Source organism: Sorangium sp. So ce1014, from assembly GCF_051521505.1.
In the GTDB taxonomy this organism is placed as follows: domain Bacteria; phylum Myxococcota_A; class Polyangia; order Polyangiales; family Polyangiaceae; genus Sorangium.
The window spans coordinates 11,027,557-11,050,422 of the sequence record NZ_CP150356.1; the positions used below are offsets into that span (position 1 = coordinate 11,027,557).

Consider the following 22,866-nt stretch of genomic DNA (forward strand, 5'->3'; position numbering starts at 1 on the left):
GAAGGCCGGGCGCGCCGCGCGACGACCGCTGCGCGCGCGTGTGCCTGCGATCACGAGCGCGGCGCTGCTCGCGCGTGTGTCCGCGATCACGAGCGCGGCGCTGCTCGCGCGTGTGCCCGCGATCACGAGCGCGGCGCTGCTCGCGCTCGGGGCGGCGATCGCCGTCGTCGGCTGCGGCGCGCAGGACGGCGCGGCGGCGATGAGCCCGGCGCTCGGCGGGTCGCCCGCGGCCCAGGCGGAGCTGCACCGCATCCTCTCGCGCTTCGAGAGCGGCGCGCGCGCGGAGCGCATCGCGCTCGAGCCGGAGCTCCTCGCCTTCCGCGACCGCTACGCGGGCGACGATCTCGCGCGCGTCGCGGCCGCCCACCTCGCGTGGCTCGCGCTGGAGCGAGGGGACCTCCGCCGCGCCGAGGCGCTCGCGGCCGAGATCGAGGCCGGGGGGCCGGGCCCGACCGCGGACCTCGCGCGCGTGCTCCGCGGCGCGGCGCTCCGGCGCGCCGGCAAGCCGAGGCCCGCCTTCGGGGTGCTGCGCCCGCTGGTGAGCAAGATGATCGACGCGTACGTGCGCTCGCTCCTCAACGAGGAGGTCACGGCCGCCGCGATGGAGGCGGGCGCGTGGACGCAGGCGGTCGAGCTGATGAGCGTCTGGCTGCGCGAGGCGGACGACGACGACCGCGCCGCCGTCCGGGCGCAGATCGGGGCGCTCCTGCGCAAGGTGCCCATCGCTCACCTCGTCAGCGCGATGCGCGCCGGCCAGGCCGCCGGTGAGGTCGTGGACCCGCAGGTCGACCTGCGCTCGCTCGTCGCCGAGCGCCTCGCGATCGTCGCCCGCGAGCGCCGCGACGTCGCGCTCGCGAAGGAGCTGCTCGACCGGGCCGGCGCGCTGCTCGGCAGCCAGGGCGACGCGATCTCGGAGCTCGCGGCCGGCGCGGGGACCGCGCGCGTCGAGCCCCCCACGGTCGGCCTGCTGCTCTCGACGCGCACCTCCGAGTCGCGCCGGCGGGGCGTCGAGATGGCCGCCGGCGTGGCGCACGGGCTCGGGCTGCTGCGGCCGGGGTCGGACGCGCGGCTCGTGAGCCGCGACGACGGCGGCGAGGGCAGCATCGACGAGGCGCTGAGCAGCCTCACCGCCGAGGGCGCCGCGGTGCTCATCGCCGGCTCGGATCGAGATCAGGCGACCGCGGTGGCGAGGTTCGCGCGGGCGAACGCGATCCCGGTGCTGCTCGTGCACCCGCCGGAGCCGGCGGCGCTGGACGGGGCGTTCGTCTTCGTCGTGGGCGAGGAGCCCGCGAGGGGCATCGAGGTGCTCGCCGCCGCGCTCGCGGAGCGGGGCGCGAAGCCGGCGGCGCTCGTGGGCGGCGAGGCCGCCGGGGGCGCTCCGGCCGCAGCGCTCGCCGAGCGCGGCATCGCGCTCGCGCTGCCCTGCGACGGGACCTTCGATCCGCGCGCCCTCCGGCCGCCGGCCATCCGAGGGGTGATCCTGGCCGGAGACGCGCCCTGCGCAGAGCAGGCGCTCCGCGCCGCCCCGCGCACGGTGACGATCGCGCTCGGCTTCGAGGCGGCCGTGCCGCCGCCGCCGGGGTCGCTCGTCGCGACGGCGGGGCTCTTCCCGTTCGTCGCGGCGCCCTCGGGCGCGCCGGCCGCGCTCGGGGTGTGGCTCGCCACCCACCCGTCGCCACCGAGCTTCTGGGCGGCGCTCGGGCGCGACGCCGGCGTCCTCGCCTGGGCCGGCGTGCAGCGGCTGCCGAAGACGGGCACCGAGGACCCGGCCGAGGTGAAGGCGCGGCGGCTCGCGGCGACGAGCGCCGTGAGCCGCGCGACGGCCGAGCTCTGGACCACGACGGCGACCGGCTTCGGTGGAAAGCGCGTGCTGCCGAGGGGGGTCGCGTACCGCGAGATCGAGAGAGCGCGATGAGCGGAGCGAGCCGCCGGACGGCCGCCTGGCCGCCGCGCGGGGCTCGCGCGTGGCGTGGAGAGCGTGCCGCCGCGTCGTCCTGGGGCTGCTCCGGCGTCCCGGCGGGCGTAGCATGGCGCCGCATGATCCGCCGAGCCCTCTCCTGTGCCGCCGCCGCCGCGCTGACGGCGATCGCCCCGGCCGCGTTCGCCGACCGCGTGGCGGTGCTCCCCGCGCGCGGAGGCACCGACGAGGCCGCCCGGAGCGCCGCCCAGGCCGAGATCGCGCGCGGGCTCGCCGCCCTCGGCCACACCCCGGTGCCGGACGGCGCGGTGGCGGCCGCGCTCAAGGGCGTCGCCGACGGCATCGCCGACACCACGGACGAGTACCGCGCCGTGGGCGCGCGGACGGGCGCGGACTGGATCCTGAGCGGCACCGTCGAGCCTGCGGTCACGACCTCCCGGGTCGAGCTCACCGCGTATCTCGCCTCGACGGGCCGGGTCGAGTCGGTCGCGCGGGAGGTCGACCGGGGTAAGGAGGCCCAGCAGACGCAGGAGATGCTGGCGGTGCTCCTCCGCCCCGAGGGCGTCGGCGTCGGCGAGCTCCCCTGGGAGCGCCCCGCGGGCGCCACGCCGGCGGGCGCGCCGCCTCCTGCCGCGCCCCCGTCCGCGGGCGGGGCCGCCGTGCTGCCGCCGGTGCCCCCGCCGCCGCCGGCGCCGCCCGCGAAGGAGGTGCAGATGGCGTACCCGCTCGGGCCCGAGCGCGTCTGGCCTGCGTACTCGGGCGGGCGCCGGCTCGCCCTCTCCGCGTCGCTCGGGGCCGCCGTGGCGGCGGCGCGCCTCCCGGGCGCGAGCGGCAGCGCGGCCTCGCTGGTCGGCACGGCGCGCGTGGCCTACGCGGTCTCCGATCGCGGGCTCGAGCTGTTCGCCGGCGGCGGCGGGAACCTGGCCGGCCCGTTCGCCGCCTGGCTCGAGGGCGGCGCGCGCCTGATGCTGACCCCCAGCCTGACGCCCGAGGGCGGCGCGTGGCGCGCGTTCCCGCTCCACATCGGCCCCGCGCTCCACGCCGGCGCCTTCTTCCGGTCGGGCGCCGGCGTCGTGGGCCCCGGCGGCGCGACGTACCGCGGCGACCTCGAGGTGCGCCCGGTGATCGGGGCGTCGCTCGACGTCGTGCTCGCGCTGAGCTCCTCGGTGCAGATCGAGGCCCAGCTCGGCAATCTCCGGTGGGTCCCCGCGGGGGACGGCTCGCTGCTCCTGCTCGGCGCGACGCTCGGCGCGGGGGCCCGGTTCTGACGCATGCGCATCGAGCTGCCGAGCCGCCGCAGCACCATCCGCCTCGCGCGCGCGCTCGCCGGCCGCCTCGCGGGCGGCGATCTGGTGGTCCTGGCCGGCGACCTGGGCGCCGGGAAGACGTTCTTCGCCCGCGCCCTCTGCCGCGCGCTCGGCGTGCCGTCGGAGCTGCCGGTCACGAGCCCGACCTTCACGCTGGTCCACGAGCACGACGGCCGCGTCCCGATCGCGCACGCCGACGCCTACCGCCTCGGCGGCGCGTCCCCTGCGGAGGGCGCGCGCGGCGCCGCGGACGAGGAGCTCGCCCAGCTCGGGCTGCGCGAGCGCCGCGCGGAGGGGGCGCTCGTCGTGGTGGAGTGGGGCGAGCCGTTCGTGGAGGCGCTCGGCGGCGACGCGCTCCTGATCCACCTCGCCGCCCCCGAGGACCCGGGCGCGCCGGGGCGCGCCGCCGAGATCAGGGCGACCGGCGCGCGGAGCGGCGAGGTGCTCGCGGCGCTCGAGGCCGAGCTGCGAGGCGGCGCCGGCGGATCGCGGGGGGCCGGCCCGGGCGCTGCGTGAACGACGTCGAACCGCCGGCGGCTGGAGCGGGCGAGCGGCGACCGCTGCACCTCCGGACGAGCTCGACCGACGGCTCGGACCGCACGCTGGGGCGCTGCCCTTCGCGCCGGCGGCTCGGGCAGCGTGCCAGCGCGAAGGGTAAGGTAACGCGCGGCGCGAAGGGTAACGCGCAGTGCGGGCGCGCGGGGTCGTTGCGCGCCCGACCCCGTGCGCGGCGGCGTTGCATGATACAAGAGCGCACGGTGAAGGAAGGCGCGGAAACCAGCCGCAGCGAGCTGCTCAACAAGGCGCTGGAGCCGCTCCTCGGGTTCCTCGACAACATCGGCAACATCGTCACGCTGACGTTCCAGACGCTCCTCTGGCTCGTGCGCCCGCCGTTCCGCCCCGCGCAGTTCCTGGCGGCGATGGACTTCATGGGCGCGCAGTCGGTCTTCATCGTCGGCCTGACCGGCGTCTTCAGCGGCATGGTCGTGACGCTGCAGACGTCCCACGCGCTGCGCGCGTTCAGCGCCGAGGGCCGCGTCGGCGGCCTCGTCGCGGTCTCGCTCGCCCGCGAGCTCGCGCCGGTCTTCTCGGCGATCATGGTCACCGCCCGCGCCGGCAGCGCCATGGCCGCGGAGCTCGGCAACATGCGCGTCACCGAGCAGATCGACGCGATCGCGACGATGGGCGTGAGCCCCGTGCAGTACCTGCTCTCGCCCCGGCTCTTCGCCGCGACGGTGATGCTGCCGCTCCTCTGCATCCTGTACACGAGCGTCGGCATGTGCGGCTCGTACCTCGTCGCCGTGCTCTGGCTCGGCGGCGACGCGGGCTCGTTCTTCCAGAGCGTCCGCGACTTCGCCCTGCCCAGCGACATCTCGATGGGGCTCATCAAGGCGTGCGTCTTCGGCTTCATCGTCTCGTCGGTCTCGTGCCGCCACGGCTTCTTCGCCTCGGGCGGCGCGCGCGGCGTCGGCGTCGCGACAACGCGCGCGGTCGTCGAGAGCTGCGTCACCGTGCTCGTCACGAACTACATCCTGACGCAGCTGCTGCTCGACATGTGAGCCACGGCGGCCCGCCCGACCTGGAGTAGCCGCGCACTTAGAGGCTCCGGCCCTGCTCCCCCCTACCGCCAGGAGCTCGGCGGCTCCGGCTCGCGCAGCGCGATCAGCGCCGGCGACAGCTGCACGGGGTACCGCCCCGGCGCGCGCAGGCGCACGACCCCGTGCGGGAGCAGCTCGCGCCCGGCGATGGAGCGCTCGCGCCCGGCGCTCGGCGGCTCCGGCGACTCCAGCGCGCGGCCGCCGCGCATCACCGCCCGCGCGAGCGGCGCGAGCCTCGCGGCCCCGAGCGCGCGCGGCGCCAGCATCCGCTCGTGCGCCAGGTGGATCACGTCACAGGCCGCGCGCCCCGCCTCGTCGTAGTAGCGCGCCACCATCTTGCGCCCCGCGATCACGTCGCCGCGATCGCTCGTGCCCTGCCGCAGCGCCCACGCGCCCGACTCCTCGAGCGCCACGAGCTCGTAGCGCACCGCCGGCAGCCCGCCCTCAGGCTCGGCGAGCCCCGTGGCGACCCAGCCGCCGGCGGTCGTGCCCACGCGCCTCGCCTCGAGGAGCGTCGCCTCCTCCTCGTGGCCCCCGAGGTCGACCATCCGGTCGGCGTACCAGGGCCAGCTGCCCTCGAGCGGCGACGGCGGCGGCGCGAGCTCGCCGAGATCGATCCCCACCGCGCCGCGGAACGGGACGCCGAGCGCCGTGGCCGCGAGCGCGCTCGTCGTCGCCGACGCGCCGCCCACGTGCGCCGCGCGGGCGAGCGCCAGCGCCTCGTCGGCGAACGGCACCCGCGCCGACGACCCGTCGACGACCGCGCCGCCGTCCGAGGCGACGAGGAGCCGCGCCGCCCGCGTCGCCACGGCCGTGCCCCGGCCGAGCGCCGGCACGAGCAGCGCGCCGGCGAGCAGCGCCTCGATGAACGGCCCCTCCACCGTGACCACCGGCGTGCCCGGGAAGGCGATCGTCCCGTCGGGCATCGCGTCGATGTCGATCGAGATCGGCGCGCCGGCGAGCCGCTCCACGAGCGCGTCGCTCAGGCCGCAGGCCTCGCGCGCCGCGAAGACCGCCCCCGCGTCGAGGCGCGCGCCGTCCAGCGCGAGCGCCTCGAGCGCCGCCTCGACGCCGGCGACCACGAGGAAGCCCGCGTGGGGCGGCATCGCCGTGAACGCGAGCTCGAAGCTCGCGCGCCGCTCGGCGACCCCCGCGTGGAGCAGGCGATCGGCGTCGAGCAACGCGCGTCCGTCGATGAGCAGCGGGCTCGCTCGCAGCATCGCCGCCGGCATCGGGCCCCGCTCAGAGCCGCGCGGCCAGCCTGCGGGTGCCGGCGACCGTCGAGGCCTCGTCGAAGAGGAACGGCAGGATCACGGTCGGCAGATCGAGCTCACGGCGCAGGCGGCCCAGGCTCTCGTGCTGCACCGACTCGCGCATCGCCCGGCGCGCGCCGGCCACGATGGCGCTCTCGGCGGTGTGCGCCGCGCGCGTCGGCGCCGCGATGTCGAGCCGCCCCGGATCGACGAGCAGCGCCCGCCGCTCCTCGGGCGAGAACAGCGGCGGCAGCACGCCGTTGATGATCAGCCGGTGGACCGGCAGGCCGAGCTCGCCCCGGATCTCCGCCACGAGCTCGACGGTCTCGGTGGCCGGCATCTCCTCCGGGAGCGTCACGACGACGACCCCGCTCCGCGCGGGATCCCTGAACATCGCCCACGCCGCCTCGGCGTCCCGGCGCAGGATGCCCGGCGGCGCCACGTCGAGGATCACCTTGGGCACGCGCAGCATGTCCATGCCGTGCCCGGTCGCGGGCGCGTCGAGCAGGACCACATCGAAGCGGGGAGAGCCGTCCGGGAGCAGCTCGGTCGTGTGGAACCAGGCCTTGCCGAGCATCGCCCACTCGAACAGCCCGGGCACCGCGCGGAAGAAGGTGCGCGTGTACTTGTTGTCGAACACGAGATCGGCCGCGGCCCGCACCTTGAGGACCATCTCGCCGTACTCGCGCAGCGCCTTGTCCGGCGAGATGTTCACCGCCCACACGCGCTCGGCCACGTGGGTGACCTCCTGGCCGATCGGCCTCGTGCCGAGGATGGCCGAGAGCCGCTCCTTCGTGTTGCACATCGCGACGAGGACGCGCTTGCCACGGGCGGCGAAGGCGAGGGCGAGGGCGCCGGAGATCGTCGTCTTCCCGACGCCTCCCTTGCCGGTCACGAACAGGAAGCGCCGGCGCTCGAGCTCCGGCAGATCCTGGCCGAGCCCGCCCGCTTGCAAGGCTAGATGGGCGCTGGTCATTTCCGCGTCAGCGGAGTTAGGCGCAAGCTCAGGCGAAGGCAACCCGGATCAAGGAAACGGGCTCTGCTATCCATCGCCCATGCGCATCACCGAGCGACACCTCGAACCGCTGAACCGACGCTTCCAGGGCGCGTCGCCCGTCGAGCTCCTCCGCTTCGTCCGCGAGTCCTTCGGCCCCCGCGCGGCCATCATGAGCAGCATGCAGCGGGCCGGGACCGCGCTGTGCCACATGGCCGACCGGGCCGGGCTCCCCTTCGACGTGATCTTCGTCGACACCGGCGTGCTCCACGCCGAGACGCTCGCCACCCGCGACGAGCTCGCGCGGACCCACCCGCACCTGCGCGTCGTGACGCTCTCGCCCGAGCGCACCTTCGCGCAGCAGACGCGCGAGGAGGGGCTGCTCTACCTCTCGAAGGAGGGCCAGGAGCGGTGCTGCGACCTCCGCAAGTCGGCCCCGCTGAGCGCCCTCCGCGGCCGCTACGACGCGCTCGTCGCGGCGCTCCGGCGGGGCGAGGGCGGCGCCCGCGCCAAGGTCGCGCCGTTCGGGCTCGACCCGGCGAACAACGTGCTCCGCGTCCACCCGTTCGCCTCGCTGAGCGGCGAGGCGCTCGACGCGCACTTCGCCGCGCACCCGGACGCGATCGAGAACCCGCTGCACGCCATGGGTTTCCGCACCATCGGCTGCTTCCCGTGCACGACGCCCGTGCTGCCCGACGAGCCCGAGCGCGCCGGGCGCTGGCGCCACCTGGCGAGCGTCGAATACTGCGGGATCAACCCGGTCGACCGGGGCGAGACCGACGGCGGCATCGAGCTCGACGACCGGTACGAGCGCCTCTTCGCGGCGTGACGATCTGCCTGCGAACGCCGGTTCGCGGCAGCTCGATCTTGACTCAAACGGGATGCAGGGAGATTTGCCCTGCATGCCGGCGAGCTACTTCGACGTAGACGGCACCCTGGTCACGACCAACCTCGTGCACCCGACGGTGTTCTACATGCTGAACCAGCCGACGCCGATGCACAGCCTTGCGAAGCTCGGCCGCGCTCTGGTGAAGGCGCCCTGGATGGCGATGGCGGAGCTCCAGGATCGGCGCCTCTTCAACGAGCTGCTCTTCAGCTCGTTCGACGGCGTCTCCGAGGATCGCCTCGTCGCGCTCGCCGAGGAGGCGTTCGCGAAGGTGCTCAAGCCAGCCATCTACGGCAAGGCGCGGGACCTCGTGAAGTGCAGCCTCGACAAGGGGCACGAGGTCGTCCTGATCTCCGGCGCGCTGGATTTCCTGATGCAGCGGCTCGCCGAGCACCTCGGCGCGACCGGCATCATCGCGAACCGCCTCGAGGTGAAGGACGGGTTCGCGACGGGCAAGCTCCTGCGCCCCGTGGTGGCCGGGCCCGAGAAGGCGCGCCTCATCCGCGAGCACGCGCACGCGCGCGGGCACGACCTCGACGAGTGCTTCGCCTACTCGGACAGCTACTCGGACGTCCCGATGCTCTCGGTCGTCGGCTACCCGGCGGCGGTGAACCCGGACCGCAAGCTCAAGCTGCTCGCGCAGGCCTACCACTGGCCGATCCTCCACCTCGCCGCATGACCCCGGCCCCTGCCGGACGGCGGCGGGGAGCCACGCCACAGCCCAACACGGTCGCACCCCCTGCTCTGAAAGCCCCATGAGCCATCCTTGCGTCGTCACGCTAGACAGCCGCAGCGCCCCCCGGGTGCTCTTCTCAGGCGACCAGCTGGTCGAGGTCGACCTGCCCACCGGCACCCGGGTGCTCTACGCGAAGCCGCCCCTCGAGCCGCTGAAGGACGTCGACGCCGCGATCCGCTACGCGATCAACCACCCGTACAACTCGGAGCCGCTCTACGCGAAGCTCCGCCCGGGGATGAAGGTCACGATCGCGGTGGACGACATCTCGCTGCCGCTGCCCCCGATGAAGCGGCCTGACATCCGCGAGCGGGTGCTCACCATCGTGCTCGACCTGCTCTCGGACTACGGCGTCGACGACGTGGAGATCATCATCGCCACGAGCGTCCATCGGCGCATGAAGGACTGGGAGGTCCGCCACATCGTCGGCGACAGGATCTTCAACGCCTACTGGCCGAAGAAGCTCTACAACCACGACGCCGAGAACCTCGCCAACATGAAGCACATCGGCACGACCGACGTGGGCGAGGAGGTCGAGCTCAACAAGCGCGCGGTCGACAGCGATCTCGTGATCTACGTGAACCTGAACCTCGTGCCGATGGACGGCGGGCACAAGTCGGTCTCGGTCGGCCTGTGCGGGTACAGGAGCCTGCGCGCGCACCACAACCCGCGGGTGATGCGCGACTGCTACTCGTACATGGACCCGAAGAGCTCCGCGCTGCACACGAGCGTCGAGCGCATGGGCCGGCTGGCCAACAAGAAGCTCAACGTCTTCACGATCGAGACGACGATCAACAACCGCATGTTCGATCGCCCGCTCGAGTTCCTCGCCCGGAACGAGGACGATCTGAGCGCGGGCGAGAAGAGCGCGCTGCGCGCCCTCCGCTTCACGCTGTCGAAGGTGCCGCAGCCCGCGCGCCAGGCGATCTTCCAGCGCGTCCCCTCGCCGTACGGCGTGACCGGGGTGTTCGCCGGCGAGACCGAGGCTGTCCACGAGCACACGCTGAAGCGCAGCTTCGACCAGTACCTCGTCCCGGTCACGGGCCAGGCCGACATCCTGATCACGGGCATCCCGTACATCAGCCCGTACAACGTGAACTCGTTCCTGAACCCGCTGCTCGTGCAGGTGATGGCGAACGGCTACATGTTCAACCTCTACCGGGGCGCGCCGATGCTCAAGAAGGGGGGGACGATGATCATCCTCCACCCCTGCACCGACCTGTTCGACAACGAGCACCACGCCCCGTACATCGAGTTCGTGCACCGGCTCCTGCCGGAGACGCGCGACGCGATGGAGCTGCACAAGCGGTACGAGAAGAAGTTCTCGGAGAACCCGGCGTACATCGAGATGTACCGCTTCGGGCACGCGTACCACCCGACCCACCCGTTCTTCATGTGGTACTGGGGCGAGGCGGGCCGGCAGCACATCGGCCGGATGATCGTGGTCGGCGCCGACAACGAGTACATCCCGCAGCTGCTCGGCTGGGAGACGGCGCGCACGATGGACGAGGCGCTCCGGATGGCGAAGCAGTCGGCCCCGCCCACGCCGGAGATCATGGCCCTCCACAGCCCGCCGATCTTCATGGCCGACATGACCGCGTAGCGGGCGCGCCGCCCGGGAGCGCGGCCCGCAGGCCTTCGTCAAGGCTGCTTCTTTTCCGGCGCCCTGAGCTCGGCGAGCACGCGCTCGCGGAGGAGCGGCACGGGCGGCGACCCGTGCGCGAGGAGCGCGTCGTGGAAGCGGCGCAGCGAGAACGCCGGGCCCAGGGCCACCTTCGCCTCGTCGCGGAGCTTCAGGATCTGGATCTTGCCGAGCGTGTAGGCGAAGTAGCCGGGGTCGAACGTCGCGCGCACCGCCTGCTCCCGCGCCGTCGCGCGATCCTGGAAGCAGTCGTCGACGAAGCGGCGCTCGGCCTCGTCGAGCCCCATGCCCTCGGCGTGCACGCCGAGCGACGCGACCACCCGGCAGTTGCGCAGCAGCGCGTCCGTGAGCTGACCGAGCCGGCTCTGCGGGTCCTCCTTGCCGAACCCTTCCTCGATCATCATCTGCTCGGCGTAGTGGGCCCAGCCCTCGACGAACGAGTAGCTCCCGAACATCTTCTGCGCCTCGGTCGGCGCGCGGTGCTCCCACAGGCCCTGGACGAAGTGCCCCGGGTAGACCTCGTGCACGGTCGTCGAGACCAGCGTCCCGCGCGACATCACGTACTCCTCCTGCTCCTTCCTGGGCCAGGAGGGGTCGGGCTTCGTGATGTAGTAGAACGCCTCGAGCCCCTTCCGCTCGAACGGCCCCGGCGCGTCGAGGAACGCGGAGTTCCAGCGCATGTACGGCGGCGTCTCCTTCACGAGCGCCCGCTCGTCGGACGGGAGGCTCACGAGCCCCCGGTCGACGACGAACCTGCGCGACGCCTCCATCACCCGCGTCGCCTCGGCGAGGAGCAGCTCCGCCTTGGGCCGGGTGGCCTTCACCTTCCGGGCGAGCTCCTGGTAGGCCGCCTTGTTCGCCGCGAGGTCCTCCTCGCCCATCTTCTTGAGCTCGGCGAGCGGGATCGAGAGCCCCTCCTGCGCGAGAAGGAGCTTCCTGTACCGCGCCTCCCCGAGCACGTGGCTCGCGTCGCCCTTCGGCAGCTCGACCCTGGCCAGGTGCTCGGCCAGCCCCTCCGCCGCGCCGGCGAGCGCCGCGTTCGTCTCCTCGAAGTCGGCCTGGAACGCGGCGTCGCCCGCGCCCTTGAGCAGCTTCACGACGTCGCCGCGCAGGTACTCGGCGTAGCCGCGGAAGATCTTCACGGCGACCTCGACCACCGGCTTCGGCAGCGGGCTCGCGAGGTTCTCGAGGATGCGCGGCACCTGGGCCAGCGCCGCCTTCTCGTGCTCGAGGAGGCGCCTCGCGCGCTCGGGCAGCGGCGCATACGCGCGATCGAGGTAGTGGTTCACGCCGAACAGCTCGCCGTAGAACTGCGGCTGCCGGCGCCAGTCCTCGAGGTCCCTTCCGTGGAAGAGCTTGAGGTCGATCTGCTGGAGGACGAGCGCGCGGTCGAGCGCCTCGTCGGGCGAGAGCGCCGCGGCGTCGATCGCGGCGAGGGCCGCGCGATCGCGCGAGAGGCGCGTGAGCCTCCGCTCGATCGCCGCGGCGGAGTAGTCGCCGACCTTGCCGTCCTGGTCGTGCAGCCCGCGCGAGCGCGCGAACGCCGGCTCGTCCGTCACCCACTCGCGCAGGATCCGGTCGCGCAGCGCCGCGAACGGCTCCCGCGGCGCCTCCAGCGGCCGCGCGGGCTCCGCGGGCGCCGCGGCGGGCGGGCTCGTGCCCGTGGAGGGAGGCGGCGCCGAGGCGCCCCCGCTGCAGGCGGCGAGCGGCGCGAGCAGCGCGGCGAGCGCCGCGAGGCGACGCGGGCGGCGGACGGGCGTGGAGGCAGGTGCGGCCATGGCGGGCCGGAGCCTGTCAAACCGGCCTGTGCAGGTCAACGGCGCAGGCTAGTCGCGGAGCGCTCGATCGATGATCGCGTCCACGTGCGAGAGCGCGTGGTCGAGGTCGAAGCAGCGCGCGATTTCGTCCGGGGTGAGCAGCGCGGCGACGTCGGCGTCGGCGGCGAGGTTGTCGCGGAAGCGGCCCTCGCCCGCGATGGCGCGCATCGCGCAGCGCTGCACGAGCTCGTAGGCCGCCTGCCGCGGCCTGCCCTTCTGGACGAGCGACAGCAGCACCGCCTCGCTGAAGAAGAGCTCGCCCGTGCGGTCGAGGTTCTCGCGCATCTTCTCGGGATAGACGACCAGCCCGTCGACGAGCCCCGCGGCGCGGTCGAGCATGAACCCGAGCGTCGAGGTCGCGTCGGGCGCGATCATCCGCTCGACCGACGAGTGCGAGATGTCGCGCTCGTGCCACAGCGACACGTTCTCGAGCGCGGGGATCACGGCCGCGCGCACGATGCGCGCGAGGCCGCACAGGTTCTCGCTGAGGATGGGGTTGCGCTTGTGGGGCATCGCGCTCGATCCCTTCTGGCCCACCGAGAAGCGCTCCTCCGCCTCGCGGACCTCGGTGCGCTGCCAGTGCCGCACGTTGGTCGCGAGCCGCTCGATGCCCGCCGCGATGAGCGAGAGCGCGGCGAAGAACTCGGCGTGGCGGTCGCGCGCGACGATCTGCGTCGAGACCGTCTCGGGGCGCAGGCCCAGGGCGGCGAGCGCGCGCTCCTCGATGCGCGGCGACAGGTGCGCGTACGTCCCGACGGCGCCGGCGATCTTCCCGACCGCGATCGCCTGGCGCGCGGCGAGCAGGCGCGCCCTGCCGCGCTTCATCTCGGCGAGGTGGCCCGCGAGCGCCAGGCCGAACGTGACCGGCTCGGCCGCGATGCCGTGGCTCCGGCCGATCATCGGGGTGCGCCGGTGCTCGTCGGCGCGCCGCGCGAGCGCGTCGCAGAGCTTGTCGAGCCGGGCCGAGAGCAGGTCCGCCGCGCGGACGAGCAGGATCGCGAGGCTCGTGTCGAGCACGTCGCTCGAGGTCATCCCCCGGTGCAGCCACCGCGCTCCCTCGCCCGCCAGCTCCTCGACGTGCGTCAGGAAGGCGATGACGTCGTGCTTGACCGTGCGCTCGATCGACTCGATCCGCTCCGGATCGAGCGAGAGCTGCTTCGCCCGGATCCCTTTCGCGATGCCAGCGGGCACGAGCCCTTCGGCCTCCATCGCCTCGCAGGCGGCGAGCTCCACCTCGAGCCAGGTCGAGAATCGGGTGGCGGGCGACCAGAGATCTTCGAATTCGGACGGGGTGTAGCGGGGGATCATGGGCGGGACGCTGCGAAGGTCTGGAGGGTGCGTCAAGGATGGAGTGGTCCGGGGCACGCGCTCGCTGTCGCAACGGGCCGCACGACGCTTGCGGTCGCGCGGCGCGTTGCAAACGTTTGCGCGCGATGCCGACCGAAGCACCGGCGCCCGCGCACGCCCACCTGGGCAGGTCGGTCGCCTGTCCGCCGCCCCAGGAGAGCGACACCGCGCCGGAGACGCTGCCCGCGGGGGCGAGCGAGCCGACCGGAGCCGTCAAGGCGCCCGCGAGCCCCCCGGGCGGGTCTGGCCGGGGCGAGCCGGCCCGGGGCGAGCCGGCGGGACGCGCCGGCGAGGCCGCCGCCCCCGCGAGCGAGCCGGCCCGCGCGAGCGCGCGCGCCGCTCGCCACGTGAAGCCGTACATCGTGGTGGTCGCGATGGACCTGTCGGAGCCGGGCGGGCGGGCGTGGCGCTTCGCCTTCGAGCTGGCGGCGCTCCGGGGCGAGACCGAGATCCACGCCGTGGTCGTCGGCCCGCGGCAGGTCGCCCCCGCGGTGCGCGACGTGACGGTGCCGGGCGCGTCGTCGCCGCCCTCGCTCCGGGTGCTCCAGCACCGCTTCGCGGACGGCCAGGCCCGGCTCATGGCGATGCACTTCCGCACGGGCCGCCCCGACCGGGCCATCGTCTCGCTCGCCCGGGAGCTCAGCGCCGATCTCATCGTCGTGGCCACGCACCCGCAGTCGCCGCTCCAGCGGCTGTTCGGCGGCTCGACCGCCGATCGGATCGTGCGACACGCGCCGTGCCCGGTCGTCGTCGTGCGCCCCAAGGAGGACGACGACGCCGACGCGGCCGAGTACGACCCGAGGCTGCGCTGACGCCGCCGCGCGCTGGACGCCGGCCGCGCGCTCGATGCCGCCGCCCGCCCGCGACCTACCGCGCGCCGGACGCCGGCGGCGCGCCGGCCTGCGCCGCCGGCCCGAGCTTGTCGGGCGCGCCGACCCCCTCGGTCGCGCCCCCTTCGCGCGTGTCGGCGTACCCCCACGCCACGCCGGCGGCGTCGACGAGGATGTTGTTCGCGTCGCCGATCGGCATCGGGTCCAGCACGACCGCGTGCCCCCGCCGCGCGAGGTCGTCGAGGGCGGCGCGCGGCGGCGGCGTCAGCCGCTCGACGCGCACCCGGTCCGGCAGCCACTGGTGGTGGATGCGCGCGCGGCGGACCGCCTCGTCGATGGTCATCCCGTGGTCGACCAGGTTGCGGAGCACCTGAGCCACGGTGTTCGGGATCGTATCGCCGCCGGGCGAGCCGAGGAGGAGCGCTACCCTGTCGTCCCGGCTCACGAGCGTGGGCGTCATCGAGCTCGCCATGCGCTTGCCCGGCGCGACCGCGTTGATGCCTGTCTCCGAGAACGCGCCCATCGCGTTGCCGAGCAGGATGCCCGTCCCGGGGATCACGATCTTCGCGCCGAAGCTCGCCGACTGCGTGGTCGTGCACGAGACCGCGTTGCCCTGCCCGTCGATCACCGAGAAGTGCGTCGTCTGCGGGGACTCCGGCGCGAGCGCGCCCGCCGCGCTCGCGATCTCGCCCGCCGGCGTGGCGCGCTCCGGGTCGATGGGCGGCGTGCGGCGCATGAGGGCGCTCCCGTCGAGGAGCCTCGCGAGCAGCTGCGCCGTCTCGGGCGGGACGAAATCCGGGTCGGCGCTCACCTTTCGCCGGTCGGCGTACGCTCGCTTCGCTGCCTCGACGAACAGGTGCAGCGACAGCCCCGAGTCTGCGGGGGCCTCGTGGGCCTTCAGCCTCTCCAGCGTGAGCATGATCTCGGCGAGCGCGACGCCGCCCATCGACGGGGGCGGCATCGTGTCGACGGTGAAGCCGCGGTACGAGAACCGGAGCGGCGCGCGCCACTTCGCCTGGTAGGCGCGCAGGTCGCCCTCGCTGATGTGGCCGCCGCGCTCGCGCATGGCGGCGGCGATCTTCCGGGCGATCGCGCCCTCGTAGAACGCGCGCGGGCCCTCGGTGGCGAGCGTCTCCAGGGTGCGGGCGAGATCGAGCTGGCGCACCAGCTCGCCCTGGGCGAGCGGCGCCTTGCCCCGCCCCCAGATGGCGCTCGCGGCCCGGTCGGTCTTCAGCCGGGGCCATGACCAGCGCAGCGTCAGCGCCTGCCGCGCGCCGAGGCGGTGCCCCTTGCGCGCCAGGGAGATCGCGGGGGCCAGCAGCTCGGCGAGCGGCCGGGTGCCGAACCGCTCGTGCGCCAGGGCGAGGCCGGCGACCGAGCCCGGGACGCCGGCCGACGCGTAGCCGTACGCGCCGTCGCGCACCATGGCCATGTTCGACGCGGTGGTCACCGACGCGGGCGCGGCCTCGCGGAAGTCGATCGCCTGCGTCTCGCCGCTCGCGAGGCGGACCATCATGAAGCCGCCGCCGCCGATGTTGCCCGCGCTCGGGTGGGTCACCGCCAGCGCGAACGCGACGGCGACCGCCGCGTCGATCGCGTTGCCCCCGCGCCGCAGCACGTCCGCGCCGGCGCGCGTCGCGTGCTCCTCGACCGAGGTCACGAGCCCGGCGTCGCCGCGCACCGCCCGCGCGCCGCCCGAGGCGAGCGCGATCGGCGGATCCGGGGGCAGCGGCGCCGGATCCGCGACGGCATCCGCCGGCGGCGCCGGGGCGCTCGCGGCCTTCGGCGCCGCGGCGGCGCTGGCGTGGGCCGGCGCGGCGGAGGTCGCGGGCGCCGCCGCGGGCGGGGCGGGCGGCGTGCGGGCCTCGCAGCCGGCGAGCAGCGCGAGGGCGAGCACCCAGCGCGGCCTCGAGCGACGATGCAGGGTCATCAAGGTGGGCGCGAATCTACTACGGTGCCGGAGAAACCCAGGCCCGGCCGCGCGGGGCGCCCTGGCCTGGAGGATGGATGCACGATGCGAGGGTGCGCTCCCCCGCGGCGCGCGCGACAGGCCGTGGAGGAGCCTCCGTCTGGAGGCGCCTCCACGGCCTCGCCTGCGCCGTCAGGTGCGCCGGACCTCGCTCAGGACCGCTTGCGGCGGCGCGCGGCGGCCACGCCCACGCCCGCGACGAGCGCCGCGAGCCCGGTGCCCGCGAACGGCGCGGACGAGGACGACCCCGGCGCGGCGGCGCAGGAGACGCTGGCCTCGGCCTCGGCCTCGGCGTGGAACTCCACGTCGACCCCCTGCGTCAGCAGCCAGTTCTTGCACTCCTCCACGCTCCCGGCGACATCGACGTACTGCCCGTTGCAGAACAGCGCGCCGTCCGGCGTGGAGCATTGCACTTCGCACCCGCCCTTGAGCTCGGTCGTGCAGTCGACGTTGCAGTCGATGTTCGCCTCGACGTTGCACTCCCCCTCGCAGCTCGCCTCGCACTTCGCGTCGCACGACGCGCTCGGCGGGGTCCCCTCGCAGCTGACGTTGCACTCGCCGTCGCAGCTCGCTTTGCACGACGACTCGCAATCCGCCTGCGCCCCTGATCCATCGGCGCTCGCCGAGCAATTGGCGCTGCAGTTCGCCTTGCAGCTCGCCGTGCAGCTCCCCTCGCAGTCGAGGCTCCCCGGGTCGACGTTGCACTCCCCCTCGCAGTCCGCCTGGCAGCTGCCCGTGCACGAGCCCTGCGCGGTGGCATTGCACTTCCCCGAGCACTCCGCCGTGAACTGGACCGGCTCGCAGTACCCTTGGCAGCCGCCGGAGGTGCGGATCTCGCACTGTCCGGCCGCCGCGGCCTGGAGGTTTCCACAGGGGTTGGGCTGGGCTGATGCGGTGGAAGCAACGAGCACGGGAACAGCAAAAGTAAATACGCTTACAACAAGCTGAGCAATAGTCCGTCGCATGTCAATTCTCCTGGGTTGGGAGCGCGGGATCCGCGTGTGGTCTCCGCGGGTATTGCAATCGGACGACCAGCACCACCCCTTGAAGCATTTCCCACGAAAAAAGTCTCTACGGTCGTGCTCGCCCCGCCGTGGCGTGTCGCCGAGTTCACGGCGCGCTGAGGCGACATGCCATACTGCGCGCATGTCAGGGCTGGTGAGAGGACATGCGGTCTGGTGATCATCGGCTCACAGTGTCGGCGATCTGCCCGGTTCCGTGGCGCGCCACCACGCCCTTGCGGGCCCTGCCCGGCGTCGGCCGGCTGAGGAAGTCCCCGCCGACCGCCCAGAAGGCCCCGTTCCCGTCGGCCCAGACGGCGTGGAGGTCGGCATACGGCTCTTCGGTGAACTCGTCGATCCAGGCCCCGCCGACGAGGCGCTGCTTGAGGCCTCCGTACCCGACGATCGCCACCTCGCCCGGGCGGCCGCAGGCGACGCCGTTCACGTCGTTGGTGAGCTCTATCTCGAGCCGGCGCCACGCCTCGCCGTCCGAGCGGAGCACGTCTCTCCCGCCGACGGCGTACACCTCGTCACGGCTGCAGCCGGCGGCCGTGAACAAGGTGCCCTGCGCGATCGGCGGATCGGACTGCAATTGCCAGGTCGTGCCCGCGCGATGCCAGATCACGCCGAACTCGCCGACGGCATAGAGGTCGTCGGACGACGTGCCCCAGACCTTGTAGAGCGCGCGGCCGGGCTCCTCGGGCAGCGGCTCTCTCGACCATGCGCTGCCGTCCCAGTGAAGGACAATATCCTTCTCCCCCTCCGCTCCGCTGCCGGGCGTGCCGCCCACGGCCCAGGCATCGTCGGGAGCGAACGCAATTACGCCCCACAGCGTAGCGTCTGTGCCGGTGTGGTGCTTGGTGAAGGCCTCGCCGTCCCAGCGCACGGCGCGGCCGAGCTCGCCGACCATCCAGACGTCCTTCGGACCGGAGCCGGCCACCCACCAGAAGGTCTCCTCTCCGCCCGCCGGGAGCTCACGCCACGTCGACCCATCGTAATGCAGCGCGAGCGACGCGAGCCCCGTGTTGCCGAGCGGCCCCCCCACGGCGAACACGTCGTCCGGCGCCGTCCCCCAGATCGACAGGACCGCCCGATCGAGGTCGCCCTCGTCGAGCAGCACGCGCCACGCCGGCGGTCCGTCATCCGGCGGCGGCGTCACAGGATTGTCGGGGCAGCCGGCGAGGGCGGCCGCCCCGAGCGCCATCGCGGCAACGGGATGCAAGCAGGTGCGCATTGGGTTGAAGACCAGGCTAGAGCGAGCTCGAGCGATCCTGTCGGTGCGCGCGCCGCGCGCGCGCCTGTCCGGGAGCTCAGTTGCAGACCACGTCGTCCTGCTTCGGATAGTAGTAGACGAAGATGTTGCAGTGCTCGTTCTTCTCGACGATCGGGCCGAATGTGTAGCAGCAATCGAGCTGCTCTTCGGAGGTCTCGTTCTTTGTCACGTCGTACTCGTCGAGGCCGCTGCACCCCACGGCGGGGTCCGGCGGCTGCCACTCGTAGGTGCAGCCGTACCAGACGCCGCCGCCCTTCGGGAGCTCCAGGTCGAGCTCCGGCGAGGTGAGCATCGGCGGGTCGTCCCACGAGCTCGAGGTGTAGAAGAGATCGGAGGCCGGCGGCGTGCCGATGGATGTGCCGTCCCACGTGTACATGTCGAACCGCGTGCCCCGGCTGTGGAAATGGCCGTTGGCGCCGATGATCTTCACGGGAGAGGGGCTGTTGATCTGGCACGAGCCCTCGAACGTGGGCCGCGGGTTCGACTGGCAGACACGGATGGACTGCTTTGTCGCGAAGACGGTGCCCATCTCGGCCGTCACCTGCTCCGTGGGCAGCGCCCAGAAGTTCACCCGGACGCGGCCGACGGCCTGGGGGGTCTTCTGCGACGTCGCGTTCACGTAGTGCGTTTGCAGCATGAGCCACTCGTCGGGCCCGAGGACGTTCGCGACGCCCTCGGGGAACTCCCAGTCGAGCTGCCCGTTCTGCTGCGAGTTCGCGAGGAGCGGCCAGTCGGCCCAGTTGGGGCTCTTGAAGCACTCCCCCACGCCGTCCTGGTTCTTCTGAAGGAGCCCCCCTTCCGGCCCCAGCCCCTTGATGGTCCGCACGCGGAAGATGTTCATGTGGTGCGAGCCGTCGCGCTGCGCGATCTGCACCCGGTGGAGGTTCACGGGCGCGTCCGGGTCCAGCCCGTTCGACGCGGCGAGGTCGCGGACCTTGAAGAAATAGCAGTCCTGCTGCTCGACCCCCGGCGGCACCTCGATGTCCTCCGTCTGCATCTGGAAGCCCTCGCCCACCGGAGGCGGATCGAGCAGCGATTCGTCCACCGCCGGCCCCGGGACGGGGCTCGGGCGGTCGTCAATGCAAGCGACAGCACCCAGCACAAGCAGACCAAGCGTCAGCGGTCGAGCAACCATGAGTCCCTCCAGGCAATGGAGCAGCAATGATGGAGATATACACCGTTGGGCAATTTCAGGACCCTGGTGTCACGAGGCCAGCATGGATCCGTCGGGGGGCGGGCCGCTGTGGCCGAACAGGGGTAGAAGCTGCTAGGATGTGGGAGAGGTTCAACCATGGCGGCGCCCAAGAAATGCGGTCCACACACGGAGCTTGCCTCGAATGAGGCGACGCGCGTCACCCGGTGCGGGTGCGGTACCGTCCACGTGACACTCCTCGGCCCCGGCGTGACGTTTCGCATGCCGGCTGACGCGTTCCGCGGCGTCGCCTCCGGGGTCAAGACGGCGGCCGAGCGGCTTGACGACGACCCCCGTTTCGGCACGACCTCCATCAATTAACTTGCGCGCCTGCCGCGGAGCGGCCTACCAGTTGCTTCGCCGCCGAGCATCCCTCTCCTCGGAGGGTGGCGGGGTCGAACAAGGGCGCCTGGCGTGTACGACGACGACGCGGAGCACTGGGTCGGCAAGACGTTCGCTGGAACGTGGTGGATCGAGCGCGTGCTCGGCACCGGCGGCATGGGGAGCGTGCTGCTCGGACGGGCGGCGGACGGCTCGCACGTCGCGCTGAAGGTGCTGCACCCGGAGCTCAACGCGATCGCGGAGGTGCGGAAGCGCTTCCTGCGCGAGGGCTTCATCGGGAACACGTTCGGCGGAGCGGACGCGGTGCCCGGCGTGGTGCGCGTGCTCGGCTCCGGCGAGACGCCGGAGGGGCTCGCGTACCTGACCATGGAGGCGCTCCAGGGCGAGACGCTCTTCGATCGGATGGCGCGCACCGGGACGATGCCGCCCGGCGAGGTGCTCGCGCTCGCGGACCAGGTCCTCGAGACGCTGGCGATCGCGCACGCGCGCGGCGTCGTGCACCGCGATCTCAAGCCCGAGAACATCCACCTCGGCAACGACGGCCGCGTTCGCATGCTCGATTTCGGCATCGCGCGCGTCGTCGACGGGCTCACCGGCCTGCCCGAGAAGACCGCGACAAAGACCGGCATGATCATGGGCACGGCGACGTACATGGCGCCGGAGCAGGCGACGGGCCTCATCCACGATATCGACGGGCGCACGGATCTCTTCGGGCTCGGGGCGACGATGTTCCGCCTGCTCTCGGGCCGGCAGGTGCACGGCGAGGTGACGGAGGCGATGGAGGTCATCGCTGCCGCCACCGAGCCGGCGCCGCCGCTCGCCTCGGTGGCGCCCGGCATCTCGCCCGCCGTCGCGGCCGTGGTCGATCGCTCGCTGGCGTTCATCAAGTTCCACCGTTACCCCAACGCCGAGACCATGCGCGCGGACGTCCGTACGGTGCTTGCCGGCGGGCCGCCCCCGTACGCGCAGGCCGTCCTCGAGGGGCGGATCCGCGCCGGTCAGCCGCTGTCGCAGCCGGCGCCGCCGCTGACGCCCCCGCCCGGCGGCGGCGTGTCGCCGAGCGCCCGCCCGCAGCCGACCGTGGTGGAGCCCGCCGCGGTCCCCGCCCATTCGATGAGCCGGCCGGAGCGCACGCTCGACGACAGAGCGACGGTGCCCCGCAGCGCCGGCACGCCGCTCACGCAATGGTCGACGGGCAAGCTGCTCTTGCTCGTCGGCAGCGCCTCGCTCGTCACGGGCGTCATCGTGGCGCTGATCGTCGTCCTGCTGCTGCTGAGCTGCTGACGAGCCGCGAGGGCTCCGCCGCCGGCAGGCGCGGCGATCGCCGCCGGCAGGCGCGGCGGTCACGTGGCAGGGAGGGTTCGGGGGCTGCAGGCGGGGCCGCGGGGGCCCCGCCGCGGTCAGGCGCGGTCGTCGAGCGGCGTGTAGTCGATGGCGTTCTCGCCCGTGTAGATCTGCCGCGGGCGGCCGATCTTGCCGCTCGGATCGTCGTTCATCTCCTTCCAGTGGGCAATCCAGCCGGGGAGGCGACCGAGCGCGAACATGACGGTGAACATGTTCGTGGGGAAGCCGAGCGCGCGGTAGATGATGCCGCTGTAGAAGTCGACGTTCGGGTAGAGCTTCCGCTCGGCGAAGTACGGGTCCCGCAGCGCGGTCTCCTCGAGCCGCTGCGCGATGTCGAGCAGCGGATCCTTGATGCCGAGCTTCGCCAGGATCTTGTCGGCGGCCGCCTTGATGAGGACGGCGCGCGGGTCGTAGTTCTTGTAGACGCGGTGGCCGAAGCCCATCAGGCGGAAGCCCGAGGTCTTGTCCTTCGCGAGCTTGATGAACTTCGAGACGTCGCCGCCGTCCGCGCGGATCGCCTCGAGCATCGTCACGACCTCCTGGTTCGCGCCGCCGTGGAGCGGGCCCCACAGCGCGCAGATGCCCGCGGCGACCGAGGCGAAGAGGTTCGCCTTCGAGCTGCCGACGAGGCGCACCGTCGACGTCGAGCAGTTCTGCTCGTGATCGGCGTGCAGGATGAGGAGCAGGTTCAGCACCCTCACGATGTCCTCGTCGATCTCGTACGGCTCCGCCGGGACCGAGAACATCATGTTGAGGAAGTTCGCGCAGTACGAGAGCGAGTTGTGCGGGTAGACGAACGGCTGGCCGATCGACTTCTTGAACGAGAACGCGGCGATCGTGCGCACCTTGGAGAGCAGCCTCGCGATCGTGATGTCGAGGTGCTCGGTGTTCTTCACGTCGATCGCTTCCGGGTAGTAGCTCGACAGGGAGAGCACCATCGCGGACAGGATCGCCATCGGGTGCGCCGTCGACGGGTAGCCGTCGAAGAAGCGCTTCATGTCCTCGTGGATGAGCGAGTGCCGGGTGAGCAGCGTCGAGAACCGGGACAGCTCGCTCTTGCTCGGCAGCTTGCCGTAAATCAGGAGGTACGAGGTCTCCACGAAGGTCGACTTCTCGCCGAGCTGCTCGATCGGGATGCCGCGGTAGCGGAGGACGCCCTTCTCCCCATCAAGGAACGTGATGGAGCTGGTGGTCGAGGCCGTATTGACGAAGGCCGGGTCGATGCAGACGTACCCGGTCTTCGAGCGAAGGGATGCGACATCGATCGCCTTCTCCCCTTCGGTGCCCGTGATCACAGGCAGCTCGATCGTTTGCTCCACACCGTTCTTATTCAGCGTAAACTTCGCGGTCTCCTGCACGCCTCCTCCTTCCGCCGCAGCGCGGCGTAAGCTATCACGAGCTGAGGGCAGATTTCTTCCTC

The 22,866-nt window shown here is 73.0% G+C and carries 19 protein-coding genes; 10 read left to right on the top strand and 9 right to left on the bottom strand.

The window, feature by feature from the left end; genetic code table 11:
• Nucleotides 1–40 precede the first annotated feature (40 nt).
• The 4 genes from WME75_RS41910 to WME75_RS41925 all read left to right on the top strand — a co-directional run bounded on the left by WME75_RS41910 (nt 41) and on the right by WME75_RS41925 (nt 4,784).
• Entirely contained in the window at nt 41–1,915 is a 1,875-nt protein-coding gene (locus tag WME75_RS41910; protein ID WP_437482869.1) for an ABC transporter substrate-binding protein, read from the top strand.
• A gap of 122 nt (nt 1,916–2,037) precedes the next feature.
• Nucleotides 2,038–3,186, top strand: a complete 1,149-nt coding sequence (locus WME75_RS41915; protein ID WP_437482871.1) for a hypothetical protein — start codon at nt 2,038–2,040, stop codon at nt 3,184–3,186.
• 3 nt (nt 3,187–3,189) lie between these two features.
• A complete protein-coding gene (gene tsaE / locus WME75_RS41920) occupies nt 3,190–3,741 on the top strand; it encodes a tRNA (adenosine(37)-N6)-threonylcarbamoyltransferase complex ATPase subunit type 1 TsaE (protein WP_437482874.1) in 552 nt (183 codons plus the stop codon).
• Nucleotides 3,742–3,983: 242 nt separating this feature from the next.
• On the top strand, nt 3,984–4,784 hold the full coding sequence (locus tag WME75_RS41925) for an MlaE family ABC transporter permease (RefSeq protein WP_437482877.1): 801 nt from the start codon (nt 3,984–3,986) through the stop codon (nt 4,782–4,784).
• A 62-nt stretch (nt 4,785–4,846) separates the two neighbouring features.
• Here the strand turns inward: WME75_RS41925 and WME75_RS41930 are convergent, their stop codons facing one another.
• Nucleotides 4,847–6,043: a hypothetical protein gene (locus WME75_RS41930; RefSeq protein WP_437482880.1), complete on the bottom strand. Its 1,197-nt coding sequence runs from the start codon at nt 6,041–6,043 to the stop codon at nt 4,847–4,849.
• A gap of 22 nt (nt 6,044–6,065) precedes the next feature.
• On the bottom strand, nt 6,066–7,052 hold the full coding sequence (locus tag WME75_RS41935) for an ArsA family ATPase (protein ID WP_437482883.1): 987 nt from the start codon (nt 7,050–7,052) through the stop codon (nt 6,066–6,068).
• Nucleotides 7,053–7,131: 79 nt separating this feature from the next.
• Between WME75_RS41935 and WME75_RS41940 the strand changes: the two genes are divergently transcribed.
• From WME75_RS41940 to WME75_RS41950, 3 genes are all read left to right on the top strand, one after another.
• Nucleotides 7,132–7,899, top strand: coding sequence for a phosphoadenosine phosphosulfate reductase family protein (locus tag WME75_RS41940; protein WP_437482885.1), 768 nt, complete (start codon nt 7,132–7,134; stop codon nt 7,897–7,899).
• A 73-nt stretch (nt 7,900–7,972) separates the two neighbouring features.
• On the top strand, nt 7,973–8,635 hold the full coding sequence (locus WME75_RS41945; RefSeq protein ID WP_437482888.1) for an HAD family hydrolase: 663 nt from the start codon (nt 7,973–7,975) through the stop codon (nt 8,633–8,635).
• 76 nt (nt 8,636–8,711) lie between these two features.
• Nucleotides 8,712–10,292, top strand: coding sequence for a lactate racemase domain-containing protein (locus WME75_RS41950; protein WP_437482891.1), 1,581 nt, complete (start codon nt 8,712–8,714; stop codon nt 10,290–10,292).
• Between the two features lie 38 nt (nt 10,293–10,330).
• Here the strand turns inward: WME75_RS41950 and WME75_RS41955 are convergent, their stop codons facing one another.
• Both WME75_RS41955 and purB read right to left on the bottom strand, forming a co-directional pair.
• On the bottom strand, nt 10,331–12,109 hold the full coding sequence (locus WME75_RS41955) for a DUF885 domain-containing protein (protein WP_437482894.1): 1,779 nt from the start codon (nt 12,107–12,109) through the stop codon (nt 10,331–10,333).
• Nucleotides 12,110–12,157: 48 nt separating this feature from the next.
• The gene (gene purB / locus WME75_RS41960; RefSeq protein ID WP_437482897.1) at nt 12,158–13,456 is read right to left on the bottom strand and encodes an adenylosuccinate lyase; all 1,299 of its coding nucleotides are present in this window, start codon (nt 13,454–13,456) and stop codon (nt 12,158–12,160) included.
• 125 nt (nt 13,457–13,581) lie between these two features.
• On the opposite strand from purB, the gene WME75_RS41965 reads away from it, so the two are divergent.
• Nucleotides 13,582–14,307: a universal stress protein gene (locus tag WME75_RS41965; protein WP_437482899.1), complete on the top strand. Its 726-nt coding sequence runs from the start codon at nt 13,582–13,584 to the stop codon at nt 14,305–14,307.
• A 55-nt stretch (nt 14,308–14,362) separates the two neighbouring features.
• Here WME75_RS41965 and ggt read toward each other — a convergent pair whose 3' ends face one another.
• The 4 genes from ggt to WME75_RS41985 form a co-directional block, all read right to left on the bottom strand.
• The gene (ggt, locus tag WME75_RS41970; RefSeq protein WP_437482902.1) at nt 14,363–16,255 is read right to left on the bottom strand and encodes a gamma-glutamyltransferase; all 1,893 of its coding nucleotides are present in this window, start codon (nt 16,253–16,255) and stop codon (nt 14,363–14,365) included.
• Between the two features lie 191 nt (nt 16,256–16,446).
• Nucleotides 16,447–17,205 carry a hypothetical protein gene (locus WME75_RS41975; RefSeq protein ID WP_437482904.1) on the bottom strand — a complete coding sequence of 253 codons (759 nt, stop codon included), beginning with the start codon at nt 17,203–17,205 and terminating at the stop codon, nt 16,447–16,449.
• A gap of 271 nt (nt 17,206–17,476) precedes the next feature.
• Nucleotides 17,477–18,517: a WD40/YVTN/BNR-like repeat-containing protein gene (locus WME75_RS41980; RefSeq protein ID WP_437482907.1), complete on the bottom strand. Its 1,041-nt coding sequence runs from the start codon at nt 18,515–18,517 to the stop codon at nt 17,477–17,479.
• Nucleotides 18,518–18,605: 88 nt separating this feature from the next.
• Nucleotides 18,606–19,703, bottom strand: coding sequence for a hypothetical protein (locus WME75_RS41985; RefSeq protein ID WP_437482908.1), 1,098 nt, complete (start codon nt 19,701–19,703; stop codon nt 18,606–18,608).
• 156 nt (nt 19,704–19,859) lie between these two features.
• On the opposite strand from WME75_RS41985, the gene WME75_RS41990 reads away from it, so the two are divergent.
• Together WME75_RS41990 and WME75_RS41995 are read left to right on the top strand one after the other, a co-directional pair.
• Nucleotides 19,860–20,081: a hypothetical protein gene (locus tag WME75_RS41990; RefSeq protein WP_437482911.1), complete on the top strand. Its 222-nt coding sequence runs from the start codon at nt 19,860–19,862 to the stop codon at nt 20,079–20,081.
• 93 nt (nt 20,082–20,174) lie between these two features.
• Nucleotides 20,175–21,386: a serine/threonine-protein kinase gene (locus WME75_RS41995; protein WP_437482914.1), complete on the top strand. Its 1,212-nt coding sequence runs from the start codon at nt 20,175–20,177 to the stop codon at nt 21,384–21,386.
• A gap of 116 nt (nt 21,387–21,502) precedes the next feature.
• On the opposite strand, the gene WME75_RS42000 is transcribed toward WME75_RS41995, so the two are convergent.
• Nucleotides 21,503–22,780: a citrate synthase gene (locus WME75_RS42000; RefSeq protein WP_437495029.1), complete on the bottom strand. Its 1,278-nt coding sequence runs from the start codon at nt 22,778–22,780 to the stop codon at nt 21,503–21,505.
• Between the last annotated feature and the right edge of the window lie 86 nt (nt 22,781–22,866).

What these genes read in the sequence shown, in the direction of transcription:
- WME75_RS41930 (WP_437482880.1), bottom strand. Translation starts at nt 6,043, where the DNA reads ATGCTGCGAGCGAGCCCGCTGCTCATCGACGGACGCGCGTTGCTCGAC.
- WME75_RS41940 (WP_437482885.1), top strand. Translation starts at nt 7,132, where the DNA reads ATGCGCATCACCGAGCGACACCTCGAACCGCTGAACCGACGCTTCCAG.
- tsaE (WP_437482874.1), top strand. Translation starts at nt 3,190, where the DNA reads ATGCGCATCGAGCTGCCGAGCCGCCGCAGCACCATCCGCCTCGCGCGC.
- purB (WP_437482897.1), bottom strand. Translation starts at nt 13,456, where the DNA reads ATGATCCCCCGCTACACCCCGTCCGAATTCGAAGATCTCTGGTCGCCC.
- WME75_RS41990 (WP_437482911.1), top strand. Translation starts at nt 19,860, where the DNA reads ATGGCGGCGCCCAAGAAATGCGGTCCACACACGGAGCTTGCCTCGAAT.
- WME75_RS41965 (WP_437482899.1), top strand. Translation starts at nt 13,582, where the DNA reads ATGCCGACCGAAGCACCGGCGCCCGCGCACGCCCACCTGGGCAGGTCG.
- WME75_RS41945 (WP_437482888.1), top strand. Translation starts at nt 7,973, where the DNA reads ATGCCGGCGAGCTACTTCGACGTAGACGGCACCCTGGTCACGACCAAC.
- WME75_RS41955 (WP_437482894.1), bottom strand. Translation starts at nt 12,109, where the DNA reads ATGGCCGCACCTGCCTCCACGCCCGTCCGCCGCCCGCGTCGCCTCGCG.
- WME75_RS41935 (WP_437482883.1), bottom strand. Translation starts at nt 7,052, where the DNA reads ATGACCAGCGCCCATCTAGCCTTGCAAGCGGGCGGGCTCGGCCAGGAT.
- WME75_RS41985 (WP_437482908.1), bottom strand. Translation starts at nt 19,703, where the DNA reads ATGGTTGCTCGACCGCTGACGCTTGGTCTGCTTGTGCTGGGTGCTGTC.
- WME75_RS41915 (WP_437482871.1), top strand. Translation starts at nt 2,038, where the DNA reads ATGATCCGCCGAGCCCTCTCCTGTGCCGCCGCCGCCGCGCTGACGGCG.
- ggt (WP_437482902.1), bottom strand. Translation starts at nt 16,255, where the DNA reads ATGACCCTGCATCGTCGCTCGAGGCCGCGCTGGGTGCTCGCCCTCGCG.
- WME75_RS41950 (WP_437482891.1), top strand. Translation starts at nt 8,712, where the DNA reads ATGAGCCATCCTTGCGTCGTCACGCTAGACAGCCGCAGCGCCCCCCGG.